Origin of the sequence: Methylocapsa polymorpha, assembly GCF_045689225.1 — a bacterium.
GTDB lineage: Bacteria > Pseudomonadota > Alphaproteobacteria > Rhizobiales > Beijerinckiaceae > Methylocapsa > Methylocapsa polymorpha.
The window spans coordinates 3,330,008-3,353,648 of the sequence record NZ_CP136862.1; the positions used below are offsets into that span (position 1 = coordinate 3,330,008).

Sequence of the window (23,641 nt, forward strand, 5' to 3'; positions counted from 1 at the left end):
GACTTTCCTTCGGCGCGTTTCAAATTTGACCTGAGAGACATTGGCCTAAGAAATATGGCGCTTTCAACTAAGCTTATCATGCGCCAGGGCCAGTCCTTGGTGATGACGCCGCAGCTTTTGCAGGCGATCAAACTGTTGCAATTCTCCAATATCGAGCTCACCGCCTTCGTCCAGGATGAGCTCGAGCGCAACCCATTGCTCGAGCGCGCCGAGGATGCGCCCGATCCGCGCGATCCCGGCGTCGGCTTTGAAGGTGGGGTTGATCCCACCGCGAGTCCGGCCAGCCCGGATTTCAACGATGCGAGCGAAACCGAGTGGAGTTCGGAGTCCTTTGCGACCGATCGCGGCGCTCTCGAGGCGAGCCTCGGCACGGAATTGTCGAACGCCTTCGAAGACGATCGCGCGCCGACGCCGGGCGAATATCGAGAGACATTCGAGGCTTCAGGGCTTTCCGCGACATCCTGGTCCGGTTCGTCCGGCTCCGTTGGCGACGGCGAGGCGGCCAATCTCGAAGCCTATGTGGCGGCGGAAACCAATCTCAAGGATCATCTCGCCGCCCAATTGGCCTTCACCACGACCGATCCGGTCGACCGCATGATAGGTCAAGTCTTGATCGACTCGATTGACGACGCCGGCTATCTCGCCGATTCGGTCAGCGAAATAGCGGCTCGTCTTCATACGCCGATCGAACGGGTCGAGCGCGTCTTGACGATCATTCATGGCTTCGATCCGTCGGGCGTCGGCGCCCGCGATCTCGCGGAATGCCTCGCCATCCAGTTGCGTGAGCGGGATCGCTTCGATCCGGCCATGAAGGCTCTCATCGCCAATCTCGGCCTTCTCGCGAAGCGCGATTTCGCCGCGCTGCGCAAGATTTGCCATGTCGATGAAGAGGACATCATCGACATGGTCGCCGAGATCAAGCGTCTCGATCCCAAGCCGGGCCGCGCTTTTGGCGGCGGCTCGATTCAGCCGCTTGTGCCCGACGTCATCGTGCGGCCCTTGCCTGATGGCTCCTGGTATGTCGAGCTCAACACGGAGGTGCTTCCGCGCGTTCTCGTCAATCACTCCTATGCGACGCGGATCACCAAGGCCAAATCCAATGAAGCCGACCGGAATTTCATGTCGACGTGCCTACAGACGGCGAATTGGCTGACCAAAAGTCTTGAACAAAGAGCGCGGACGATCCTCAAGGTATCGAGCGAGATCGTGCGCCAGCAAGACGCTTTCTTCGCGCATGGCGTCGAGCATTTGCGGCCGTTGAACCTCAAGACGATCGCCGAAGCGATTGGCATGCATGAATCGACCGTATCGCGCGTCACCTCGAATAAATATATGGCGACGCCGCGCGGCCTCTTCGAGCTGAAGTATTTCTTCACCGCCTCGATCGCCTCGCAAGATGGCGGCGATGCGCATTCCGCCGAATCGGTGCGCTTCCGAATCAGGCATATGATCGATCAGGAGAGCCCGGCGGAGATATTGTCCGACGACGCGATTGTCGCGAGGCTCAAGGACGCCAATATAAATATCGCGCGGCGCACGGTCGCGAAATATCGCGAAAGCCTGAAAATTCCGTCATCGGTGGAGCGTCGGCGCGCGAAGGCCTGAGCGCAAGGATCGAACGCCCGGGGTTCGGCGGCTCCGGGCGCGTTTTGCCGATCAGTAAACTCTGCGATGCACGTGAACGCCGCGCCGGGGCGCGTAGACGTGGCGATGGCCGACAACGGCGCCGTGAGGCCCGGCGCAGCCGGCGCGATAGACTCCGCGGGCGCAGACCACGGCGTTCGCATCGCTCGCCGAGGCCATTGCGGCGCCGATTGCAACGAGGGCTGCAAATGAGAGTGTGATCGCAAGCTTCATTTTGGGTCTCCTGACAAGCGCCTTTCTTCCGAGGCGCGCGGTTCGAGCAGAGTCTTAATGGTATTGCATTAAAGCTTGATGATAAAACCTCCCTCGCCGCCGACCACGATCTTTTCCGGTCATTGTGTGAGCAAAGGCGGACCTCTTACCGCGACGGAATGCGCGGTAAGGTGCGTGCCGAAGGTCGAAGTCAGGCGAAAAACTCACACCACCTTGAGTTGAGCGATCCGCAGCGGAACAGGCGGATGCGAGTAGTAAAACAGCGCGTAAAGTCGATCCGGCGTCAGAGTCGATAAATTGTCGCGCGAAAGCCTCGTCAGGGCGCTGATCATGGGCTGCGCGCCGACCATTTTCTTCGCAAAAGCGTCGGCTTGGAACTCGGCGCGGCGCGACAGCCAGCTCGTCAAGGGCGAAAGCAGGTGCAAGACCGGCCCCATCGCAGTTAGGATGATCACCAAGACCAGGCCGGGATCGTCGGGCAGATCGAACTGGTTCGCCAATCCACCGGCCGAGAAAGCCCAATGAAGGACGGCGAAACCGAGGAAAGTAAGCGCGGCCGACTGCGCGATGAGCTGAGCGATATGGCCGAGCTTATAGTGCCCGAGCTCATGCGCCAGAATGGACTCGATTTCCTCTGGCGTATGTTTTTCCAACAGCGTGTCGAAGAAGACGATGCGCTTGGCCTTCCCTAAGCCGGAAAAATAGGCGTTGCCATGCGCCGAACGTTTGGAGGCGTCCATGACGAACAGGCCCTTCGATTCGAATCCGCATTTGGCGAGCAAGGCTTCGATGCGCGTCTTCATTGGCCCGTCGGGCATGGGCGTGAATTTATTGAACAAAGGCGCGATGAAAGCGGGATAAACGACCATCATCGCGATCATGATCGCCATCAAGGCGGCCCAGCCGAAGAGCCACCATAGATTCGGCATGGCGCGCAGGAGCGCGAACAGGCCATAAAGCAGAGGGACGACGAGGACGAGCTTAAGCGCCGCGCCCTTGACTTGGTCGCGTAGAAAAATGCCTGGGGTGGTGCGGTTGAAGCCAAACCGAGCCTCCAGCCAGAATGTGCTGAAGATCGTGAAGGGCAGGTTGAGCAAATAGCCGACCGCCGCGACGCAGACCACGACAGCGACGCTGCGGGAGAGGCCGGGCGGCGCAATCTGCGCTAGTAGGGCGTAGACTGGAGCAAGCAAGAGAGCGAGCCAAACTATGGCGACGACCGTATCGAAAATGGTTTCGATAATGTCCAGCCGCGTGCGGGCCAAAGTGTAGTCCGCCGCCCGCTTATGCTCCTCCAGGCTCACCTGATCGGCAAAGTCGACGGGAACGCGCTCGCGATGCGCGATGACGGAGGCGGCTTGACGGCGCTTCAAATAAACGCCGAGCGCCCCGGATAGGAAAATGGCGAGATAAATTGTCGCGACGATCAGGCTCATTGAACAATTCCAAAAGATGCTGACGAAGCCGATATAGTTCGAGCAGATGGAATTGCGAGTCGATGGAGCGTGACGGATGCAGCCCGCGCCAAATCGCTGCGCGCATTCAGCTGGCTTATGTCAAATTGCGTTCGAGTTCCGTCAGGTCAAACAAAGCCGCGTGCTGCCGGGCGTTCGCCGCACCGGAAAGCTCGAGAGTCTAACCGGACTAAAGAGGTTTTCCTGATCTCTAAAGGAAGAAATTGCTTAGGCGCTGGCTGCCTGTTTCTTGACGATTTCGCGCTTGATCGCCAGGGCGCCGCTCGACAGGTCGCTGTCGGAGGCCTTCAGGAGAAAGGCGTCGAGGCCGCCGCGATGCTCGACCGAACGGAGCGCCGCAGCCGCGACGCGAAAGCGCAGCTTGCGCTGCAAGACGTCCGAGATCAACGTCACATTGCAGAGGTTCGGCAGGAACCGGGTCCGCGTCTTGTGGTTCGAATGGCTGACCAGATTGCCGGTCTGGACGGCTTTTCCGGTCAATTCGCAACGGCGGGACATGGTTTTTCCTCTAAGAATTCGGACGTTGCCGCGTTTTTCTCGACAAAGCCATCGGCCGTTGGCCAAACGCGTCTTCCACAAAGCGCTATGGGAAGACAAGCCTCTTAGTCGAGGCTGGTTGCGGCGTCAAGGCGCTGTTCGTCCCTGCGCGACGAAGCGGCCGCGGTCTTAAGGTTAAAACACCATTAACCGCATCTTGCTAGTTTGCAGCTCATTCGCTGCCGTTGCGTCGCCAGAGCTTTTCCGACGATCGGTCTCAACGCATCTTTGGATTGGATGAACTAAATCCGATCGATCAAGGACTGCGCAGATCAATCAAGTCGGCGCCTGCTCCAGGGCGGCCGCGCGATGGCGGCGGCGATGCGGCAGCGGCGGGGTTTGATGCGGACGACCTCCACTTTCACGGTTTTCGATCACATCCCCGAGGCCCTGCGCATTTTCGTGGCGCGTCGGGGCGCCGAGATGGCGGGCTTTGGCCTTGTCGCCGCCGCGACGGCCTTGGCCTTGGCCTTGCTGTCCTGGTCGGTCACCGATCCGAGCTTCAATCACGCGACCGCCGGGCCGGTGCGCAACCTTCTTGGCCCGGCGGGAGCGATTGTCGCCGATCTCGTCATGCAGATGCTCGGCCTCGCGTCGATCGCGCTTCTGCTCCCGCTCGGATTCTGGGGCTATCGCCTCTTGACCGCGCGGCGGCTCGAACGGATCAAGACCCGCGCCGTCCTGTGGCTTCTTGGCGGCGTCTTCTCTGCTGGTCTCGCGTCGTTCCTCCCGGTCACCGCCAGATGGCCTTTGCCGACCGGCCTCGGCGGCGTCGTGGGCGACGCCATTCTCGTGGTCCCAAACCGGCTCTTCGCTCATTTCGGAGCCGGGATGCTCGTGGTCGCTGGATGTCTGGCCGCCGCGGCAATCCTTTCCCTTTCCGCCTGCGTCGGTCTGCGCAATTACGGCGAAACCGAGCTTGAAGACGACGAGGAGGAGGACGAGCCAAAGCAAGGCCGGCGCATTCGGCCGGCGCTGGAAGACGAGGATCTAGCCGGCGAGCCGGGTTTCGCGCTCGTTTCGATCGGCGCTCTGATTCATGCCGGCCTGAGCCTAAAGGCGGCTCTGGCGCGCTTCTTCGCGCCGGCGCGCCCGCGCCGCCGAGGCGGCAGCGCCGGCGCAGCGCATATGGGGAGTCCGCCCCACGCGCGCCGATGGCGGAATCGACCGGCCGCTCGATCTTGCGGTCGAGCCGCTGCAATGGCCGGAGCCCTTGTTTGCCGATTCGGGCTTCGACGCAGCCGACTACGCGCCGCCTCTGGCCCGCGCCGCGCGCGACCAGAGCAAAGCCGCGGGCGGCCGTCGCCTGAACGAAGCGGAGATCTCGGCCAGAACCGCCGGATCATCGGCCCGGCGCCCGCGGCGGTCAAGCCAGGGCAGCGCGCCCTCAAGGAAGCGCGTCCCTCCATGCTCGATCGGCTGGCGCGGCGGGACTATCTCCTGCCGCCGCTTCACATGTTGGCGGAAGCGAAAAAGACCGTGACGAACAAGGTCTCGGAGGACGCCCTCAGCCAGAACGCCAGGCTCCTCGAAGGCGTGCTCGAGGATTTCGGCGTCAAGGGCGAGATCATCAATGTCCGTCCAGGTCCCGTCGTGACGCTTTATGAGCTTGAGCCCGCGCCCGGCATCAAATCCTCGCGGGTTATAGGCCTCGCCGACGACATCGCCCGCTCGATGTCGGCGATTTCCGCCCGCGTCGCTGTGGTTCAGGGCCGCAACGCCATCGGCATCGAGCTGCCGAACCAGCGCCGCGAAACCGTCTTCTTGCGCGAATTGCTTGGGTCCGAGGATTTCGAGCAGAGTAAGCACAGACTCGCCATTGCGCTTGGAAAGACGATCGGCGGCGAGCCGATCATCGTCGATCTCGCCCGCATGCCGCATCTTCTCGTGGCGGGAACCACGGGCTCGGGGAAGTCGGTCGCGATCAACACGATGATCCTGTCCTTGCTCTACCGGCTTCGGCCGGAGGAATGCCGGCTCATCATGGTCGATCCGAAAATGCTCGAGCTCTCCGTCTATGACGGCATCCCGCATCTCCTGACTCCCGTCGTCACCGACCCGAAAAAAGCGGTCGTCGCGCTGAAATGGGCGGTCCGCGAAATGGAGGACCGTTACAAGAAAATGTCCAAGGTCGGCGTCCGCAACATCGAAGGCTTCAACGCGCGCGTGACGGAGGCGGCGGCGAAGGGCGAGACGATCATGCGGACGGTTCAGACGGGCTATGACCGTGAGACCGGCGAGGCCATCTATGAACACGAGGCGATGGAGCTTTCGGTTCTGCCTTTCATTGTCGTGATCGTCGATGAAATGGCCGATCTGATGATGGTCGCCGGCAAGGACATCGAGGGCGCGATCCAACGCCTCGCCCAGATGGCGCGCGCGGCGGGCATTCACCTCATCATGGCGACGCAAAGGCCCTCGGTCGACGTCATCACCGGCACGATCAAGGCGAATTTTCCGACCCGCATCTCATTTCAGGTCACCTCCAAGATCGACAGCCGCACAATTCTTGGTGAACAGGGCGCCGAACAGCTTCTTGGCCAAGGCGACATGCTCTACATGGCGGGCGGCGGGCGAATCTCGCGCGTGCACGGCCCCTTCGTCGCCGACGGCGAGGTCGAAAAAGTGGTCGCCCATTTGAAAACCCAGGGCCAGCCGGACTATCTCGACGCCATCACCGAGGAGGAGCCGGGCGACGGCGACGATGGCGAGGGGCCTGCGCCTGGGAGCATGGACGCCGAGGAATCAGGCGATCTTTACGACCGCGCCGTGAATATCGTCTTGCGCGATCGGAAATGCTCGACGAGCTATATCCAGCGACGCCTGTCGGTCGGCTATAATAAGGCGGCTTCCCTCGTCGAGCGGATGGAGAAGGAAGGCGTTGTCGGCGCCCCCAATCATTCGGGCAAGCGCACGATCCTCGTTGGCGGGGGAATCGATCGCGGCGCGTTTGACGTTGCAGCCGAGGGGTGAGCCTCGGCGCGCCGCCAGGGACCGAGGCCAACGCAAGTCAGAGAGTCTGGGCAGGCTGACCCCTTTCCAAGAGCGGATTTAACAACCTTTGCCTTGCGTGATCTTAAGAGTTTGACCCGTTTGCGGCTATGCTTCCGGGCAAATCCATGCTTCCGCTTGAGAGACGGAGCTATCGGGGAGCGGGCGCAACACAATTTGCAAGCGACAAAGCTTATGCTCGACAACGCGCGCGACATGGCGGGAGGCCGACGCCGCGCCGCCGATATGCTCATGCCGGCGAAAAACGAAGGCAGGCCCACGATCCGATTTCCTCGGAGCGGATCCTAGCCTAATGTATAAAATATCTCGACCAGGGGTAGGATCATGAAAGTTGCATTGGTCCATGAGTGGCTTACGACCTATGCGGGATCGGACAAAGTGCTGGCGGAGATCATTTCGCTCTTTCCGGATGCCGACCTATTCTGTCTGATTGATTACTTGCCGGAAAATGAAAGGGCGGCTTTCGCCAAGACCAAGATCAGAACGTCGTTTCTTCAAAGAATCCCGTTCTCCAAACATCTTTATCGCCATCTTTTTCCGCTGATGCCATTGGCGATCGAACAGCATGATTTGTCGGACTATGATCTCGTCATATCGAACAGCCATGCGGTCGCCAAAGGCGTGCTGACGGGAGCTGACCAATTGCATATTTGCTATTGCTATACGCCGATACGGTATGCTTGGGACTTTCAGCATCAATATCTAGCCGAGTCGAAGCTCACGAAGGGGTTTCGAAGCGCCTTGGTTCGCTATCTTTTGCATCGCATGCGCATATGGGATTCGCGAACCTCCAATGGCGTTGATCATTTTATTGCTTGCTCCGGTTATATCGCGCGCCGGATATGGAAAGTATACCGGCGTCCCTCCACCGTGATTTATCCGAATGTTGAAGTAGATGATTTCGTGATCGGCCCTGGCCCGCGCGAGGACTTTTATTTTACCTCCTCCAGAATGGTTCCTTATAAGCAAATCCAATTGATCGTAGAGGCTTTTGGCCGAATGAAGGATCGAAAACTGGTCGTCATAGGCACAGGCCCGCTTTTCAAGCAAATCCAAGCGGAAGCGACGAGCAATGTGAGCGTCCTCGGATTCCAACCATTTCCTGTTCTTCTGAAATATATGCAAAAAGCGAGATGCTTCATATTCGCGTCGGAAGAGGATTTCGGGATCGCTCCGCTGGAGGCTCAGGCCTGCGGCACGCCGGTCTTGGCCTTTGGGAAGGGCGGGGCGCGAGAAACCGTTGTCGATGGCGTGACCGGACTTTTCTTCTCGGAGCAAACGCCTCAAGCTATTTGCGAGGCTGTGGAAAGGTTTGAAAGCATAGAGCACAAGTTTGACCCTGAACGCATCAGGGAGCATGCGAGGGGTTTCTCGACGGAAATATTCAAAGCAAAGTTTCGTTCATATGTTGATGCGAAATGGGCCGAGCATCAGCAAAAGGTCACGTCATATCCGCACGAATAATTTCAATAAATAGGATTATCCATGAAAACCGCACTCATCACAGGGGTGACAGGTCAAGACGGCGCGTACTTGTCTAGATTTCTCCTGAACCGCGGCTACAAAGTATACGCGACATATAGGCGCTCCAGCACGCCCAATTTTTGGCGAATCCAGGAACTCGGCGTCTTCGAGCATCCAAACCTGCATTTGCGGGAATATGATCTCACCGACTTGAGCACTGGGTTGCGGCTCATCGAGGCGACTGAGCCGGATGAAATTTACAACCTCGCGGCTCAGACCTTCGTCCATGTCTCCTTTGATCAGCCTATTGCGACGGGACAGATGACGGGACTGGGACCTGTTTATCTCCTCGAGGCTATTCGCGCCGTCAATCCTCGCATTCGTTTCTATCAAGCCTCATCCGCCGAAATGTTTGGGGCGGCGCAATGTATTCCGCAAGACGAAGCGACGCCGTTTTATCCGCGGAGCCCCTATGGAGCCGCCAAGCTTTACGCGCATTGGATGACCGTGAATTATCGGGAGGCCTATGGCATTTTCGCCGCGTCGGGGATCCTCTTCAACCACGAGTCGCCGCTTCGCGGTCCCGAGTTTGTGACCCGCAAGATGAGCATCGCGGTCTCCCGCATTTGCGCGGGGCTGCAGAAGACGGTCGAACTGGGCAATCTCGGCTCCATCCGCGATTGGGGCTATGCGGAGGAATATGTGGAAGGGATGTGGCTGATGCTGCAGGCCGCGGAGCCTGACACATTTGTCCTGGCCACCAATCACGCCGAAACCGTGCGCGATTACGCGACCATGTCCTTTCGCGCGGCGGGCGTAGAATTGGAATGGGTCGGGAGCGGGGACCAGGAGCGGGGCGTCGCGGCGTCGAATGGCGCGACCCTGGTTCAGATCAATCCGCGGTTCTACCGTCCGTCGGAAGTCGAGATATTGATCGGCAACCCTGAAAAAGCGCGGGCGAAATTAGGGTGGGAGCCAAAAACCTCTCTCGACCGCCTTTGCTCGATGTTGGTGAAGGCGGACATCGAACGCGTCGCCCAAAACAAGTCAATTTACTTGGGCCGTTCTTAACCGGGGCGCTGATGCTATGTAGCATTACAAGGTGTTGTCGCGACTCGTAAAAGGACTTCGCGACTCATAAAACGCATTGGGCGCCCTTTGCGGCAATTATGCCGCCAGACTTTTGGAGCGGCGCTCGATCTCGCGACGACGTCCTCCGACAAACCGCGATGTTCTATGGACAGAGCGAGGTCTTGGCTTTTGGATCGAAAGGAGGAGCGGGTCTTGCCAAGGCTCCGCTAGACCTCGCGTCCCATTAAGGCCATATCAACTTTCTAATCGTGAAGCTTCACGATCTTAGAGGCGATTTTCATGAAACAAGCGGTACGGATAATTCTCGCCATATGCCTCGGCCTCGCCGGCGCGGTCGAGCTTCGCGCCGAGGCCGCGGTGACGAATCCGCGGCCGCCCAAGCCAGCCGCCGCGCCCGCTCCGGCCAAGGCCTTTGTCCCGCTCGAACCCTTGATTGCCGTCCAGAAGGCCAATGACTATTTCAACGCCGCCTCGACAATGGTCGGCGATTTCGTTCAGATCGGCCCCGACGGCCGGCGCTCCGAAGGGAAGATCTTCGTCCAGCGGCCGGGGAAATTGCGCTTCGAATACGCCCAGCCCGCGACCTTGGAGATCGTCGCTGACGGTCTTTCTGTCGCGGTGCATGACCGCAAGACAGCGACCAAGGACATTTATTTCATCAGCCAGACGCCGTTGAAGTTCCTTCTAAAGGATCACGTCGACCTCAATAGCGACGTCAAGATCGTCGATGTGACGAGCGACCCGAACGCCGTCACCATCGTGGTCGAGGACAAGGCCACCTTTGGCGGAACGTCGCGCATCAAGCTCGTGTTCGATCCGGCAAAGTTCACGTTGAAGCAATGGCAGATCACCGATCCGCAAGGCTATGAGACTCTGATCTCTCTCTTCAATGTCGATCTGTCGAAAAAGCCGGATCCGGCCCTGTTCCAGATCACTCAGGAAAGAATGCTGAACACGAATAATTGACATCGAAATGCCCGGCGCAAGGATGGCGCGGCGGCTTGAATCGCATCGCGCAGGCGCCTACCTAACTACCATGAGAGCGATGTAACTGGTCAGGCGTATCCCCCCGTTTCGTCTAGATCAGCTTTCATCGGACCCCTCCCGGTGAAAAGTCGCTCCTAGAGGGCGTCCGGCCGCAAGCCGGGCGCCCATCTTTTTGTCATTCCTGGCTAGCTCCAAACAATATTGTGGGCTGCTTGCGCTTCGCGCTTGCGGCTCGGGCTCCAGCATGGTCAATCGCCGGAGCATGTTCCGAAAAAGCTGATCGACTTTTTCAATCAGAACATGCTGCATCTCTTTAAATTTGAGCGTGTCCTTATCGATCAAATGATTCCATTTGATCGGGACGCGCTCTCGTGCGTTGGCCGCGGAGTTCGACATGCGCCTGAGTTTCGCCACCTGGAACATCAACTCGGTCCGTCTGCGCATCGATCTCGTCTCCAGGCTCCTGCGCGAATATGCGCCCGATGTGCTTTGCCTGCAGGAGACGAAATGCCGCGATAGCGAGTTTCCGCTCGCCGATTTTCATAAGCTCGGCTATGCGCATGTCGCCATCAATGGACAGAAGGGCTATCACGGCGTGGCGGTCGCCTCTAAGCTTCCCTTTGGCGAAATCGACCGCCGCGAATTCTGCGAGAAGGGCGACGCCCGCCACATCGCGGTGACGCTGAACCCGCACGATGGCCGCGCCATAGAGCTGCATAATTTCTACGTGCCCGCCGGCGGCGATGAGCCCGATCCGATCATCAATCCGAAATTCGCCCATAAGCTCGCATTTCTCGATGAAATGGAGCAATGGATGACCTCCAAAAAGATCGCCGGCAAGGACGCGATCATGGTCGGCGATCTCAATATCGCGCCGCTCGAGACGGATGTTTGGAGCCATAAGGCGCTGCTGCGCGTCGTCAGCCATACCCCCATCGAAGTCGAGAAGCTTGGCCGCGTGCTGGAAGCCGGGCCCTGGGTCGACGCGCTGCGCCATCATGTTCCGCGAGAGGAAAAGCTTTACACGTGGTGGAGCTACAGGGCGCAGGACTGGTCGAAGTCCGACAAAGGCCGGCGGCTCGATCATGTCTGGGTCAGCGAGAGCCTCAAGCCGAACCTCGGCGGAATGCAGGTTTTGCGCGAGAGCCGGGGATGGGAGCGCCCATCCGATCACGTGCCGGTAATCGTTCACTTCGATTTGTGAGGCGCGGCCTTTTCGTCTTCGGCTGGCGCAAAAGCGCTTTGCCGCAGGGCGTCGAGCTCGCGGGTGAAATCCGAGAGCCTTGCCGCGAGGCATCGTCTCAGCCGCTCCGCGCTACGCGGATATTCGTGCAGAACGCGATGGAAGAGCTGCCTGGAAATGCGCAAGACGCTCGACGGCTCGCGCGCGATCGCCGTCGCCGGCCGCAGCGTCTGCGTCAACATGGCGATGTCGCCAATGAGCGCGGGAGGCCTGACGATACGCGCCGTTGAGGCGCCGAGATCGGAGGCGTCGAGAGCGATCGAGCCCGAGAGCACGACGAAGCCGCCGTTTGAAGGCTCGTCGCGGCGAAACAGAACATCGCCGGCGCGAAGTATCCGGGTTTCGGCTGAAAAGGCGATCAGCCGCAAAGCGTCGGGCTCGAGCGCCGCGAATGTGGCGTTGCGGCTGAGTTTCCCTATATCATCTTCCAACGCCATCGCCGCGCCTTCCGGGCTCGAAAACATGAACGCATTTTCGAGCGAAGCGGACGCAAGCTCGCATGGCCATGAGGCTCATGGCACAAGCTTATAGCCGCCGGCCTCGGTGATAAGAAGCTGCGCCTTGGCCGGATCGCGCTCGATCTTTTGCCGCAACCGATAGATATGCGTCTCCAGGGTGTGCGTGGTCACGTTGGAGTTATAGCCCCAAACCTCGCGCAGAAGCACTTCCCTGGTGACGACTGCTTGTCCGGCGCGATAGAGAAAGCGCAGAATGGCGGTTTCTTTCTCAGTCAGGCGAAGCTTGCCGCCGGTTTCGCCGATAAGATGCTTCGCGCTCGGCTGGAACGTATATTGGCCGATCCGGAACAGAGCCTCTTCATTGGTCTCGTGCTGGCGCAGATGCGCCCGCATGCGCGCGAGAAGGACGGCGAAGCGGAAAGGCTTGGTGACGTAATCATTCGCGCCCGCGTCGAGGCCTTGCACCGTGTCCCACTCGGTGTCATGCCCGGTGAGCATGATGATCGGATTCTTGAAGCCCTCCTCGCGCATGCGCTTGACCGCTTCGCGGCCGTCCATGTCCGGCAGGCCGACGTCCATGATGACGAGGTCCGGAGGCTCCTTGCGCGACGCGGTGAGGGCGCCTTGCGCCGAATCCGCATGGACGGCGGAAAATTCCTCATGCAAGGCGAGCTGTTCGGCCAAGGCCGCGCGCAGATCCGCGTCGTCGTCTGCAATCAGGATTTTGAGAACCTGGGTCATGGACTTGTCCTTGATGGATCCCGCATCATCGCGCCCCGCCCAATGATCGGCATGTATTCGAACGCTCGTCCCCCGCCCAGTCGAGCAAAACCTCCTCAGATGTCGTCGCGTTCACCCGCAAGAGACTCCTTTGCTTTCTACTGCTTGGCAAGCGTTAAAGCACATTTGGCGCGAAGCTGCTCGGAAAATGCACAGGGAAACAAGAGGCTTCGATGTGGCCCGCCGTAAGAACCCCGGGAAATTCCCGTGCGCCGAGAAAGTGCGCCTCCGCCCGACCCCAGGTCGCATCTAGCAAAGCTTGCAGGAATTTAAAGTCTTGCGGGATTTCCAACGCCAATCTGCCGGGCCGTAAGACGGCCAGCTCAGACCCAAGGATAGTCAAGCGCAGTCTCCGCCGCCTCACCGTGACGCTCTCGCCAGCGCAAGCTCGAGGGGAAATGTTTCGCTCAGGGAGGCTGCGCGCCGGTCCGGTCGTGATTCGCTGCGCCATAGGCGCCGGCCGGATCGGACGCGACAAAAGGGAAGGCGATCATGCCACGCCGACCGGAGAGTTCCGTCTTTTCTTCGGCCTTTACAGGGCGGACCGCATGCCGCGCAACGCGACGCTTTTGCCAATGCGGCCGGTCCGCCCGCATGACGGCTGGTGCGACGATCCTGACAGCTCGGGCTATAACCGCCCCGTGCGCCTGCCTTGCAAGGCCTCTCACGAAAAATTGTGGCGCGACGACCATCTCTACGATGTGGTGATCGTGCTCGACTACAATATTTTCCCACGCCGCAAGTCTCGCGGCAGCGCGATTTTTCTTCACTGTGCGCGGCCGGATCTCGCGCCGACCGAAGGATGCGTCGCGCTTCATCCCGACGATCTGCGCCGGCTGCTGCCGCGGCTTTCCCGCAAGACGGCGCTTACGGTCCGCTGAGGCTGCTATCGGCGGCGCGATTGCGCCCCGCAGGCTTCGAACCTATTTTTGACCTCAAGCGACGAGCGCTTTGCGACGAAGGAGCGGGCCATGGCTTGGATTGACGTTTTGTCCGCTGCGGATCTCAAGGCGAAGGGCAAGACCGTCGTCCGGCTAGACGGACGCCAGATCCTTCTGGTGCAGAACGGGACCGACATCTTCGCTTGCGCCAATCGCTGCCCTCATGAAGGCTACCCTTTGTCCGAAGGGACCTTGTCGAACGGCTGCGTGCTGACCTGCAATTGGCATAATTGGAAATTCGATCTCGCTTCGGGCGCCACGCTCATCGGCGGCGACCGATTGCCGCTTTATCCGGCGCGGATCGAGGCCGATCGCGTCTGGCTCGACCTGTCGCCGCCGGATGCAGCTCGGCGCCGCGATGAGATCCTGGCCGACCTCGAGCAAGCCTTGGAGGATATGGATCAGCAGCGCCTGGTGCGCGAGACCGCGAGATTGGGCCAGCTCGGCGCTGACCCTGTCGACGCGGTTCGCCGCGCCATCCCTTGGGTCGCCCACCGTCTGGAGTTCGGGACTACGCATGCGATCGCCGGCGCGGCGGAGTGGCTGCGCCTCTACGATGGCGCTGCGACGGCGCCGGACGAAAAGCTCGCCGCCCTCGGCGAGATCCTCGGCCATATCGCCGACGACGGCCATGGCGCAAAGCGCTTTCCTTTCCCGGCTGGCGAAGCGGCTTGGAGCGAGGCCGGTTTCCTCGAAGCGATCGAGGCGGAAGATGAGGCCCGAGCTATCGCGCTCATGCGCGGCGCTTTGAGCGCCGGGCTGACGGCGACGGAGCTTCTGTCCACGCTGCTCGCTGCGGCGCTGGCGCATTACAATGATTTCGGCCACTCGGCGATCTATTCGGTCAAGACCGCCGATCTCGCGCGGAGGCTTGGGCGTGAGGCCGAGTCCGAGCTTCTGCTCTTGCTGACGCGAAGCCTTGCCTATGCGACGCGCGAGGACCTGCTGCCGGAGTTTTGCGCCTATGCCGCGCGTCTCGCCGCGTGGGGCGCGGCGCTTGAGCCTTGTCCGCCTTTGGCTCCGGCGAGCCTATCGGAGATTTCGCCCAAGATGGCGATGGGAATCGTCGCTTCTTGGGGCGCGCGGCATCCGCCCGAGAGTATTTTCGCGGCGCTTGTCGAGCGCGCGGCCTGGCAGCTTCTTCACGCGGACGAGAGGCTTTTGACGCGGGTCGACGGCAAGATCGCCGACAATGTCGGCTGGCTCGATTTCACCCATGCGCTGACCTTCGCCGACGCTGGGCTCTACGCGGCGCGGCTCGCGCCTGATCTTTGGCCCGCAGTCCTGCTTCAGCTCGCCTGTTTCGTCGGACGCAATGACGCTTACACTGATCTCTCGCTCGATGCGGCGCCTTATGCGATCGCCAACATTGACGGGTTTCTCGCGGCGAGCACGCGCGCGCTTTTCGATCATGGACGGGAGCGCTTTATCGTCTCGGTGCATCTGCTCAAGACTTTGCTTGCCGGCAAGGCGCTGATCGAAGCTTTGCCGGACTGTGCGCCATCGCTGGCTGCTGGCCTGAACCGTCTCCTGCATGCGCGCATGAAAGGCCGCCACGTGCTGCGCACGGCGCGTCAGATGTTGGCCCTGGTCGAGCAGGAGTAGGGCGCGAGCAGGACCGAGTCATGGTTTGCGACGAAAGCAGCTGAATTGGAAATGCTGCGTGACGCCCGAAGGCGTCACATGGTCATAGCGACGCGAATCGTAGAGCGCGAAGCCGGCGCCGAAGACCGCTCCGATCGACGCCGCGTCATGTCGCTGGACCGGCAGGCCGCTGCAGCGCTCCGGCCCGTCCAGCGCGAAAGTTCCAATGACCACATGTCCGGCCGGGCGGACCGCCTTTGCAACCCTTTCGGCGTAAGCCCGGCGGTCGGAGGCTTCGGTAAGGAAATGAAAGGCCGCGCGGTCGTGCCAAAGCGCATAGGTTTCCGATGGCTCCCATGTGGTCACGTCGGCGGCGATCCATGCTGCCTGTCCAGACTTCGATCTGAGCCGAGCCCTGGCGGTCGCCAGCGCCTTTTCGGATAGGTCGAGGACCGTTATCGATGCGAAGCCTTCGTCCAACAGGGCGTCAACCAGTCGCGACGCGCCGCCGCCTATGTCGATGATTGGGTCGCTGAGTCCTATCCCCGCGGCATGAATAAGATCGAGCGAGACGGCCGGGCGCTCCTCGAACCAGCTTACCTCCCGGTCGGCCTTAGTTTCGTAAATATGCTCCCAATGAGCCTGCCGGGCGATCGTCAAGCTCCGCCTCCCGTAAGTCCGCTGAACGCTCGCGTCATCTCGGCCCGAAAATGGCGCTGCCGACGCGAATATGGGTCGCGCCCAACTGGATCGCCAGCTCGAAATCGGCGCTCATCCCCATTGAAAGCGTCGCGATCCCGTTGCGCTTGGCGATCTGGCTCAAAAGCGCGAAATGCGGCGAGGCCTGGTCATTGACCGGCGGAATGCACATGAGGCCTGAAATTTCGAGGCCATGCGTCTTGCGGCAAGTTTCGATGAAGGCGTCGGCCTCGTCCGGCAAAACCCCGGCCTTCTGCGGCTCAGCGCCGGTATTGACCTGAACATAGAGGCGCGGATGGCGCCCGGTCTTCCTGATTTCTTCGGCGAGCGCCTTGGCGATTTTCTCCCGGTCCACCGTCTCGATCACATCGAAAAAGGAGACAGCCTCATGCGCCTTGTTGGACTGCAAGGGGCCGATGAGGTGCAGCTCGAGGTCTTGATGGCGCTGGCGTAGCGGCGGCCATTTCTCCATTGCCTCCTGAACCCGGTTCTCGCCGAAGATCCGCTCTCCGGCCTCGATGACCGGCTCGATGTCTTTTGCGCCATAAGTCTTTGAAACGCAGACGAGGGCGATCTCCTCGGGCCTGCGGCCGGCGTCGCGCGCCGTGCGGGCGATACGCGCCCGAACTTCGGCGAGACGATCGAGCGTGGTTTGCAAAAGGTTTACGCTTTGCGCAGATGGTGTTTGCGCGGATGGCGTCTTTTGGTCGGATGACGCATTTGGGTCGGACGGTTCTGGTCGCAAAACTCTTGCCTTTCAATCATGCGGCGGCGGCTCGAAACGAGACCCGCGGATGCGTCTGGGGGTTGCAATAAGATTGACCCGCCGGTCCAAATAATGCTGTGTACGCCTCTATTGACGTCAATAATCCAAACCCCTTCGACAATCGGAAATCATGGACTTCGAGCGCTACAACGCCCGTGAAACGGAACCCAAATGGCGCGAGCTTTGGGATGAATCCGGCACGTTTCGCACCCTCAACGACGATCCGCGGCCAAAATATTACGTCCTCGAGATGTTTCCCTATCCTTCGGGCCGGATTCACATGGGGCATGTCCGCAATTACACGATGGGCGATGTGATCGCGCGATACAAGCGCGCGCGGGGGTTCAACGTGCTCCACCCCATGGGATGGGACGCTTTCGGGATGCCGGCCGAGAACGCGGCCATGCAGAACAAGAGCCATCCGGCCGCTTGGACCTACGCCAATATTGCGAGCATGCGGGCGCAGCTCAAGTCCATGGGCCTGTCGCTCGATTGGTCGCGCGAGATCGCCACCTGCGATCCGAGCTATTACAAACATCAGCAAGGGATGTTTCTCGATTTTCTCGCCGCCGGCCTCGTCGATCGCAAGCAGTCCAAAGTCAATTGGGACCCGGTCGACCACACTGTTCTCGCCAATGAGCAGGTCATTGACGGGCGCGGCTGGCGCTCGGGCGCTCTCGTCGAGCAGCGCGAGCTGACGCAATGGTTTTTCAAGATCAGCGACTACGCCGAGGATCTCCTGAAATCCCTCGACGATCTTCCGCGCTGGCCGGAAAAGGTCCGCCTGATGCAGGCGAACTGGATCGGCCGCTCCGAAGGCCTGCTCATCCGCTTCGAGCTTGCGCCGGGGCAAAGCGCGGCTTCGAGCGAAATCGAAGTCTACACGACAAGGCCCGATACTTTGTTCGGCGCGAAATTCATCGCGCTTGCGCCAGACCATCTGCTGGCGGCGGAATGCGCCAAGTCGGACCCGGCGCTCGCCGCCTTCGTCGCTGATTGCCGCCATGTCGGCACGTCGGAGGCCGCGATCGAGAGCGCGGAAAAGAAAGGCTATGACACCGGGCTCAAGGTCTTCCATCCTTTCGATTCGGATTGGCGTCTGCCCGTCTATGTCGCCAATTTCGTTCTGATGGACTATGGGACCGGCGCGATCTTCGGCTGCCCGGCGCATGATCAGCGCGACCTCGATTTTTCCAACAAATATGGCCTCGGGAATACGCCCGTCGTCTGCCCGCCGGACGTCGATCCCGCCTCTTTCGTGATTTCTGACGCGGCCTATGACGGCGATGGAGTTTTGATCAATTCGCGCTTTCTCGATGGGCTGACGATCGAGAGTGCGAAGGAGGAGGTCGCGCGGCGCCTCGAAGCGAGCACCATCGGGAATCGGCCGCAAGCCAAGCGCCAGGTCAATTACCGGCTGCGTGACTGGGGGATCTCGCGCCAGCGCTATTGGGGCTGTCCGATCCCGATCATTCATTGCACGGCGTGTGGCGCGATCCCGGTTCCCGCCACCGATCTCCCGGTCGAATTGCCCAAGGATGTTTCTTTCGACGAGCCCGGCAATCCGCTGGACCGCCACCCGACCTGGAAACATGTTGCCTGTCCGACTTGCGGCGGGCCGGCGCGGCGCGAGACGGACACGATGGACACCTTCGTCGATTCGTCCTGGTATTTCGCCAGATTCACCGACCCTTGGAACGAAGCCGCGCCAACGAGCGCGGGCGTGGTCGAACGCTGGTTGCCCGTCGACCAATATATAGGCGGGATCGAACATGCGATCCTGCATCTTCTCTACGCCCGTTTCTTCACCCGCGCGATGCAGGCGACCGGTCATGTCGGGGCGCTGAAGGAGCCGTTCGAAGGGCTCTTCACGCAAGGCATGGTCGTTCACGAGACCTATCGGTCGAAGCTTGGGGACTGGCTCAACCCGTCCGAAATCCGCATCGAGTCGCATCCCGAAGGCCGGCGCGCCTATCTCATCGACAGCAGCGAGGAAGCATCGATCGGCGCGATCGAGAAAATGTCGAAATCGAAGCGCAATACGGTGGACCCGGACGAGATTATCGGCAGTTTTGGCGCGGATACGGCGCGCTGGTTCGTGCTCTCGGATTCGCCGCCCGAACGCGATGTGATCTGGACCGAGGAGGGCGTCCAGGGTTCGGCGAAATTCGTCCAGCGCCTGTGGCGACTCGTCGGCGAGCTCGTCATCCTCGCCGCGCCGCGCGACGCCTCATGGCCCGCGAGCCTGTCGGAGCCGGCGGTCGCTATTCGCAAGGCGGCTCACGCCGCTTTGATCAAGGTCGAGGAGGACATTGAGCGGCTGCGCTTCAACCGCGCCATCGCGCAGGTGCATGATCTCGCGAACAAACTCTCGGCGGCGGTCGGCGCCATCGAGAGCGAAGACATAGGCCTCGACATGCGTTGCGCTTTTCGCGAGGCGGCCGAATTCCTGGTCCTCTGCTTTGCGCCGATGATGCCGCATCTCGCCGAGGAATGCTGGGCGCGGCTCGGCCATGCGGGCCTCGTTTCGGAGGCGCCTTGGCCTGTCGCCGACAGGACTCTCGTGGTCGAGGATACGATCGCTCTGCCTGTGCAGGTCAATGGCAAGAAACGCGGCGACCTCATCATAGCGCGCGATGCGGCGAATGAAGCGATCGAAGCGGCGACGCTTGCGCTCGACGCCGTCCAGCGCGCGCTCGAAGGCCGCCCGGTGAAGAAGATCATCATCGTTCCGCAAAGGATCGTGAATGTCGTCGTCTGATCGTATTGCGCGCGGTTGGAGCTTGGCCGGCCGACTGGCGGCGTTGCTCGCTGGCCTTGTCCTGGCGGGCTGCTTCCAGCCGCTCTACGGGCCGCTCAGCGCCGATGGCGACATCGCCGGCGAATTGCAGGCAATTGCGATCGATCCGATGCCGGAGCGGCTCGGGCATTATCTCGGCAATGAACTGATCTTCGCCCTCAATGGCACTGGCTCGAAGGTGACGCCGAAATACCGGCTCGCGATCAACCTGCGGGAAAACGCCCAGACTCCGTTGTTCGATACGGTGACCGGCTATCCGAGCGCGGCGACCATCATCGTCAGCGCCGACTATCGGCTGCTTCCGGCGCAAGGCGGCGAGCCCATCATGAGAGGGACGGTGACCACGATTGCGAGCTATGACCGCACGAGTCAGAGATTCGCCAATATTCGCGCCGCGCGCGACGCCGAGATTCGCGACGCGAAATCGCTCGCCGATCAGATTCGCACCCAAATCGCCGCCGGCTTCGCCGGGCGCGGATAGACCTGCCGATGGTCGCGGTCAAATCCTATGAGGCCGACCGCTTTCTCGCCCGCCCGCCCGCGCATGTCTTCCTGTACCTCGTTTTTGGCCCCGACGTGGGGCTCGTCTCTGAGCGGCGCCAAGCGCTCATTCGCCGCTTCGTCGAGGACCCGAAGGATCCGTTCCAGTTGATTCGCCTCGTAGGCGACGATCTTGCCGCCGACCCGCTCCGGCTCGCCGACGAAGCCAATACGATTCCACTTTTCGGGGGCAAGCGGGCGATCTCGATCGAGGCGCAGGGCAAAGCTTTCATCGCAGCGCTAGAGCCGGTTCTCGCGGCGCCGCCGCGCGATTGCGCCATCGTGATCGAAGCCGGCGCGCTGAAGAAGGACGCGGCGCTTCGCAAGCTTTGCGAGCGGGAGAAAAACGCCGCGGCGATCGAATGCTACCCTGATTCCGCCAAGGACATCGGCCAGCTGATCGACGCCGAAGTCGCGGCCGCTGGGCTTTCGATCGCCCCCGACGCCAAAGCTCTGCTGGTCTCCCTGCTCGGCCAGGACAGGTCTTCGACGCGCTCCGAGCTGACGAAGCTCGTGCTTTACGCCCATGGCGGCGGCGAAATCGGGCTCGATCACGTCGCGGCCATCGTCTCCGACGCCTCGAGCCTCGTCCTCGATCACGCCGTAAACGGGGCCTTTCAGGGCGATTTCGCCGCCCTCGACGTGGGCGCGCGCCGCGTTTTCATCGAAGGCGGCGATTACAACCAGCTACTCGGCGCCTCGCTGCGCCATGCCTTGATGCTGCACCGAGCGCGCCTCGACATCGAGGGCGTCAGATCGCATGAAGATCCGGGCGCATCCGCTGTGAGCTATGCTGGCGGCGGGCCGAGGCGCGCGGGCGCGTTCGATCAACATCTGCGCGGCTGGACGTCGGCGCGGCTCGGGCGCGCGATCGAGATTCTCGCCGAAGCGATCGGCCGGGCGCGGCGGGAGCCGAAACTCGCCGAGGCCATAGCCATGCGGGCGCTCTGGATGGTCGCGAGCGCCGCCCGCAACAAGAGCGCGGCGCGCTGATCGCGGTTCGCACGCGCATCGGAACGGCTGATACTGGACGCCGGGCGCCTGCCCAGCCGGATAGGGCGCGCCGCCTGGGCTGGCGGTTTTGCAAAACTGCCGCGCCGCATTCTGCGCGGCCAGGGTTGCGCCGCAAAAAGCTCTATGTTAGGGACCGCTCGCCTTCGGGGTGAAGCCGAGTTCCCTTGCGCCTTTCCCCGTTTTCAGCTTCAGTCCGCGCGTCAAGGGTTTTGCGGCAGCCGCCGCGAAAAACCTAGACCCTTGGCGCATGCGGTCGCTGGGCATTTCGATTTTGGGGACAGGCGTTGGCGAAACACGAAACACTCGTTTCCGGAATGGCGGGACGCTACGCCGAGGCGCTTTTCGCGCTGGCGCAGGAGACGAGGACGACCGATCAAGTCGCCGCCGATCTCGCGACATTCGCCGGCTTCATCGCTTCAAGCGACGACTTGCGGCGCTTCATCAAGAGCCCGGTCTTTTCCGCCGAAGAGCAGGCGAAGGCGCTCGGCGCCATTCTCGCCAAGGCTGAGATCGCCGGGATAACCGCCAATTTTCTCAAGCTGGTCGCAAACAAGCGCAGGCTCTTCGCGGTCGATGACATGATCCGCGATTTCAACATATTGAACGATCACGCCAAGGGCCTCTCCCGCGCCGCCGTGACGGTCGCCGAACCGCTCAAGGAGGAGCATGTCGAGGCGCTGAAAAAGGCGCTTGTCGACGTAGCCGGCGGGAAGAGCGTCGAAATCGCCGTCAAGGTGGATCCGTCCATCATCGGCGGCCTCATCGTCCAGTTGGGCTCGCGCATGGTCGACGGCTCGCTCAAGACTAAACTCAATTCGATCCGCACACGTATGAAAGAGGTCGGCTGATGGATATCCGCGCCGCAGAAATTTCCGCAATCCTCAAGAACGAGATCGCCAATTTCGGCAACGAAGCCGCAGTCACCGAGGTCGGCCAGGTTCTCTCCGTCGGCGACGGCATCGCCCGCGTCTATGGCCTCGACAATGTGCAGGCCGGCGAAATGGTCGAGTTCGAGAACGGCATTCGCGGAATGGCCTTGAATCTCGAAACCGACAATGTCGGCATCGTTATTTTCGGAACCGACCGCGACATCAAGGAAGGCCAGACGGTCAAGCGCACCGGCGCCATCGTCGACGTACCGGTCGGTCCGGAATTGCTCGGCCGCGTTGTCGACGCACTCGGCAATCCGATCGACGGCAAGGGGCCGATCAACGCGAAGCTGCGCGCCCGAGTCGACGTCAAGGCGCCCGGCATCATCCCGCGCAAGTCGGTGCATGAGCCGATGTCCACCGGCCTGAAGGCGATCGACGCGCTGATCCCGATCGGGCGCGGCCAGCGCGAACTGATCATCGGCGATCGCCAGACCGGCAAGACGGCGGTGGCGCTTGACGCCATTCTCAACCAGAAGCCCCTGAACCAGGGGACGGATGAGTTCGCCAAGCTCTATTGCGTCTATGTCGCGATCGGACAGAAGCGCTCGACCGTCGCCCAATTCGTGAAAGTGCTGGAAGAGCAGGGCGCTCTCCAATATTCGATCGTCGTCGCGGCCACCGCGTCCGATCCGGCCCCGATGCAGTTCCTGGCGCCTTTCGCCGGCTGCGCAATGGGCGAATATTTCCGCGACAATGCGCGCCACGCGCTGATCATCTATGACGATCTCTCCAAGCAGGCGGTCGCCTATCGGCAGATGTCGCTTCTGCTGCGCCGCCCGCCGGGACGCGAAGCCTATCCGGGCGACGTGTTCTATCTGCATTCGCGGCTGCTGGAGCGCGCGGCCAAGCTCAATGACGCCAATGGCGCGGGCTCGCTGACGGCGCTGCCGATCATTGAAACGCAGGCCAATGACGTCTCGGCCTATATTCCGACGAATGTCATTTCGATCACCGACGGCCAGATCTTCCTCGAGACCGACCTTTTCTATCAAGGCATCAGGCCCGCCGTGAACGTCGGTCTGTCGGTTTCCCGCGTCGGATCGTCGGCGCAGACGAAGTCGATGAAAAAGGTCGCCGGCAAGATCAAGGGCGAGCTTGCGCAATATCGTGAGATGGCGGCTTTTGCGCAGTTCGGCTCGGACCTTGACGCAACGACGCAGCGCCTGCTCGCGCGCGGCTCGCGCCTGACCGAGCTCTTGAAGCAGCCGCAGTTCTCGCCGCTGAAGATCGAGGAGCAGGTCGTCGTCATTTACGCCGGCGTCAATGGCTATCTCGACGCCTTTGCAGTCGACCGAGTGCGAGCCTTCGAAGACGGCCTCCTGGCGCTTGTGCGCACGGCCCATGGCGATCTGCTCGAGACGATCCGGGCGTCAAAGGATCTCTCCGACGATTCCGCTGCGAAGCTCAAATCGATCGTTGAAACCTACGCCAAGAATTTCGCTTGATTACAAGAACTCGCG

General features: G+C 61.1%; 20 protein-coding genes. 13 read left to right on the forward strand and 7 right to left on the reverse strand.

Annotated features, from left to right (window positions below; all coding sequences use genetic code 11):
• Positions 1-54 precede the first annotated feature (54 nt).
• Positions 55-1,605 carry an RNA polymerase factor sigma-54 gene (gene rpoN, locus RZS28_RS15375; RefSeq protein ID WP_407338614.1) on the forward strand — a complete coding sequence of 517 codons (1,551 nt, stop codon included), beginning with the start codon at positions 55-57 and terminating at the stop codon, positions 1,603-1,605.
• 51 nt (positions 1,606-1,656) lie between these two features.
• On the opposite strand, the gene RZS28_RS15380 is transcribed toward rpoN, so the two are convergent.
• The 3 genes from RZS28_RS15380 to rpmB all read right to left on the reverse strand — a co-directional run bounded on the left by RZS28_RS15380 (position 1,657) and on the right by rpmB (position 3,830).
• Positions 1,657-1,857, reverse strand: coding sequence for a hypothetical protein (locus RZS28_RS15380; protein ID WP_407341181.1), 201 nt, complete (start codon positions 1,855-1,857; stop codon positions 1,657-1,659).
• A gap of 203 nt (positions 1,858-2,060) precedes the next feature.
• Complete coding sequence (locus RZS28_RS15385; RefSeq protein WP_407338615.1) at positions 2,061-3,293, reverse strand: M48 family metallopeptidase; 1,233 nt, start codon at positions 3,291-3,293, stop codon at positions 2,061-2,063.
• Between the two features lie 246 nt (positions 3,294-3,539).
• Positions 3,540-3,830, reverse strand: coding sequence for a 50S ribosomal protein L28 (rpmB, locus tag RZS28_RS15390; RefSeq protein ID WP_407338616.1), 291 nt, complete (start codon positions 3,828-3,830; stop codon positions 3,540-3,542).
• Between the two features lie 360 nt (positions 3,831-4,190).
• On the opposite strand from rpmB, the gene RZS28_RS15395 reads away from it, so the two are divergent.
• From RZS28_RS15395 to xth, 5 genes are all read left to right on the forward strand, one after another.
• Complete coding sequence (locus RZS28_RS15395) at positions 4,191-6,842, forward strand: DNA translocase FtsK (protein WP_407338617.1); 2,652 nt, start codon at positions 4,191-4,193, stop codon at positions 6,840-6,842.
• Between the two features lie 363 nt (positions 6,843-7,205).
• Positions 7,206-8,345, forward strand: coding sequence for a glycosyltransferase family 4 protein (locus RZS28_RS15400; protein ID WP_407338618.1), 1,140 nt, complete (start codon positions 7,206-7,208; stop codon positions 8,343-8,345).
• Positions 8,346-8,366: 21 nt separating this feature from the next.
• Positions 8,367-9,416, forward strand: a complete 1,050-nt coding sequence (gene gmd, locus RZS28_RS15405) for a GDP-mannose 4,6-dehydratase (RefSeq protein ID WP_407338619.1) — start codon at positions 8,367-8,369, stop codon at positions 9,414-9,416.
• A 300-nt stretch (positions 9,417-9,716) separates the two neighbouring features.
• The gene (locus RZS28_RS15410; protein WP_407338620.1) at positions 9,717-10,403 is read left to right on the forward strand and encodes an outer-membrane lipoprotein carrier protein LolA; all 687 of its coding nucleotides are present in this window, start codon (positions 9,717-9,719) and stop codon (positions 10,401-10,403) included.
• 415 nt (positions 10,404-10,818) lie between these two features.
• A complete protein-coding gene (xth, locus tag RZS28_RS15415) occupies positions 10,819-11,628 on the forward strand; it encodes an exodeoxyribonuclease III (RefSeq protein ID WP_407338621.1) in 810 nt (269 codons plus the stop codon).
• Here xth and RZS28_RS15420 read toward each other — a convergent pair.
• Both RZS28_RS15420 and RZS28_RS15425 read right to left on the reverse strand, forming a co-directional pair.
• Positions 11,613-12,104, reverse strand: coding sequence for a cyclic nucleotide-binding domain-containing protein (locus tag RZS28_RS15420; RefSeq protein WP_407338622.1), 492 nt, complete (start codon positions 12,102-12,104; stop codon positions 11,613-11,615). The genes xth and RZS28_RS15420 overlap by 16 nt on opposite strands.
• Positions 12,105-12,179: 75 nt before the next feature.
• Positions 12,180-12,866 (reverse strand): response regulator transcription factor, encoded by a 687-nt coding sequence (locus RZS28_RS15425; protein ID WP_407338623.1) that lies wholly within the window; start codon positions 12,864-12,866, stop codon positions 12,180-12,182.
• A gap of 437 nt (positions 12,867-13,303) precedes the next feature.
• Here RZS28_RS15425 and RZS28_RS15430 point away from each other — a divergent pair, with 437 nt between their 5' ends.
• Positions 13,304-13,786 (forward strand): L,D-transpeptidase, encoded by a 483-nt coding sequence (locus RZS28_RS15430; protein ID WP_407338624.1) that lies wholly within the window; start codon positions 13,304-13,306, stop codon positions 13,784-13,786.
• A 90-nt stretch (positions 13,787-13,876) separates the two neighbouring features.
• On the forward strand, positions 13,877-15,451 hold the full coding sequence (locus tag RZS28_RS15435) for a Rieske 2Fe-2S domain-containing protein (protein WP_407338625.1): 1,575 nt from the start codon (positions 13,877-13,879) through the stop codon (positions 15,449-15,451).
• Between the two features lie 18 nt (positions 15,452-15,469).
• Here RZS28_RS15435 and RZS28_RS15440 read toward each other — a convergent pair whose 3' ends face one another.
• Both RZS28_RS15440 and RZS28_RS15445 read right to left on the reverse strand, forming a co-directional pair.
• Positions 15,470-16,090: a class I SAM-dependent methyltransferase gene (locus tag RZS28_RS15440; protein ID WP_407338626.1), complete on the reverse strand. Its 621-nt coding sequence runs from the start codon at positions 16,088-16,090 to the stop codon at positions 15,470-15,472.
• 34 nt (positions 16,091-16,124) lie between these two features.
• A complete protein-coding gene (locus RZS28_RS15445; protein WP_407338627.1) occupies positions 16,125-16,787 on the reverse strand; it encodes a YggS family pyridoxal phosphate-dependent enzyme in 663 nt (220 codons plus the stop codon).
• 238 nt (positions 16,788-17,025) lie between these two features.
• Here RZS28_RS15445 and leuS point away from each other — a divergent pair, with 238 nt between their 5' ends.
• The 5 genes from leuS (at position 17,026) to atpA (ending at position 23,626) form a co-directional block, all read left to right on the forward strand.
• Positions 17,026-19,656 carry a leucine--tRNA ligase gene (gene leuS / locus RZS28_RS15450; RefSeq protein WP_407338628.1) on the forward strand — a complete coding sequence of 877 codons (2,631 nt, stop codon included), beginning with the start codon at positions 17,026-17,028 and terminating at the stop codon, positions 19,654-19,656.
• Positions 19,643-20,176, forward strand: a complete 534-nt coding sequence (lptE, locus tag RZS28_RS15455; protein ID WP_407338629.1) for an LPS assembly lipoprotein LptE — start codon at positions 19,643-19,645, stop codon at positions 20,174-20,176. The genes leuS and lptE overlap by 14 nt, the downstream gene beginning before the upstream one ends.
• Before the next feature lie 8 nt (positions 20,177-20,184).
• On the forward strand, positions 20,185-21,228 hold the full coding sequence (holA, locus tag RZS28_RS15460) for a DNA polymerase III subunit delta (protein WP_407338630.1): 1,044 nt from the start codon (positions 20,185-20,187) through the stop codon (positions 21,226-21,228).
• 305 nt (positions 21,229-21,533) lie between these two features.
• Entirely contained in the window at positions 21,534-22,097 is a 564-nt protein-coding gene (locus RZS28_RS15465) for a F0F1 ATP synthase subunit delta (protein WP_407338631.1), read from the forward strand.
• Positions 22,097-23,626 (forward strand): F0F1 ATP synthase subunit alpha, encoded by a 1,530-nt coding sequence (gene atpA, locus RZS28_RS15470; RefSeq protein WP_407338632.1) that lies wholly within the window; start codon positions 22,097-22,099, stop codon positions 23,624-23,626. The genes RZS28_RS15465 and atpA overlap by 1 nt, the downstream gene beginning before the upstream one ends.
• Positions 23,627-23,641: the final 15 nt, after the last annotated feature.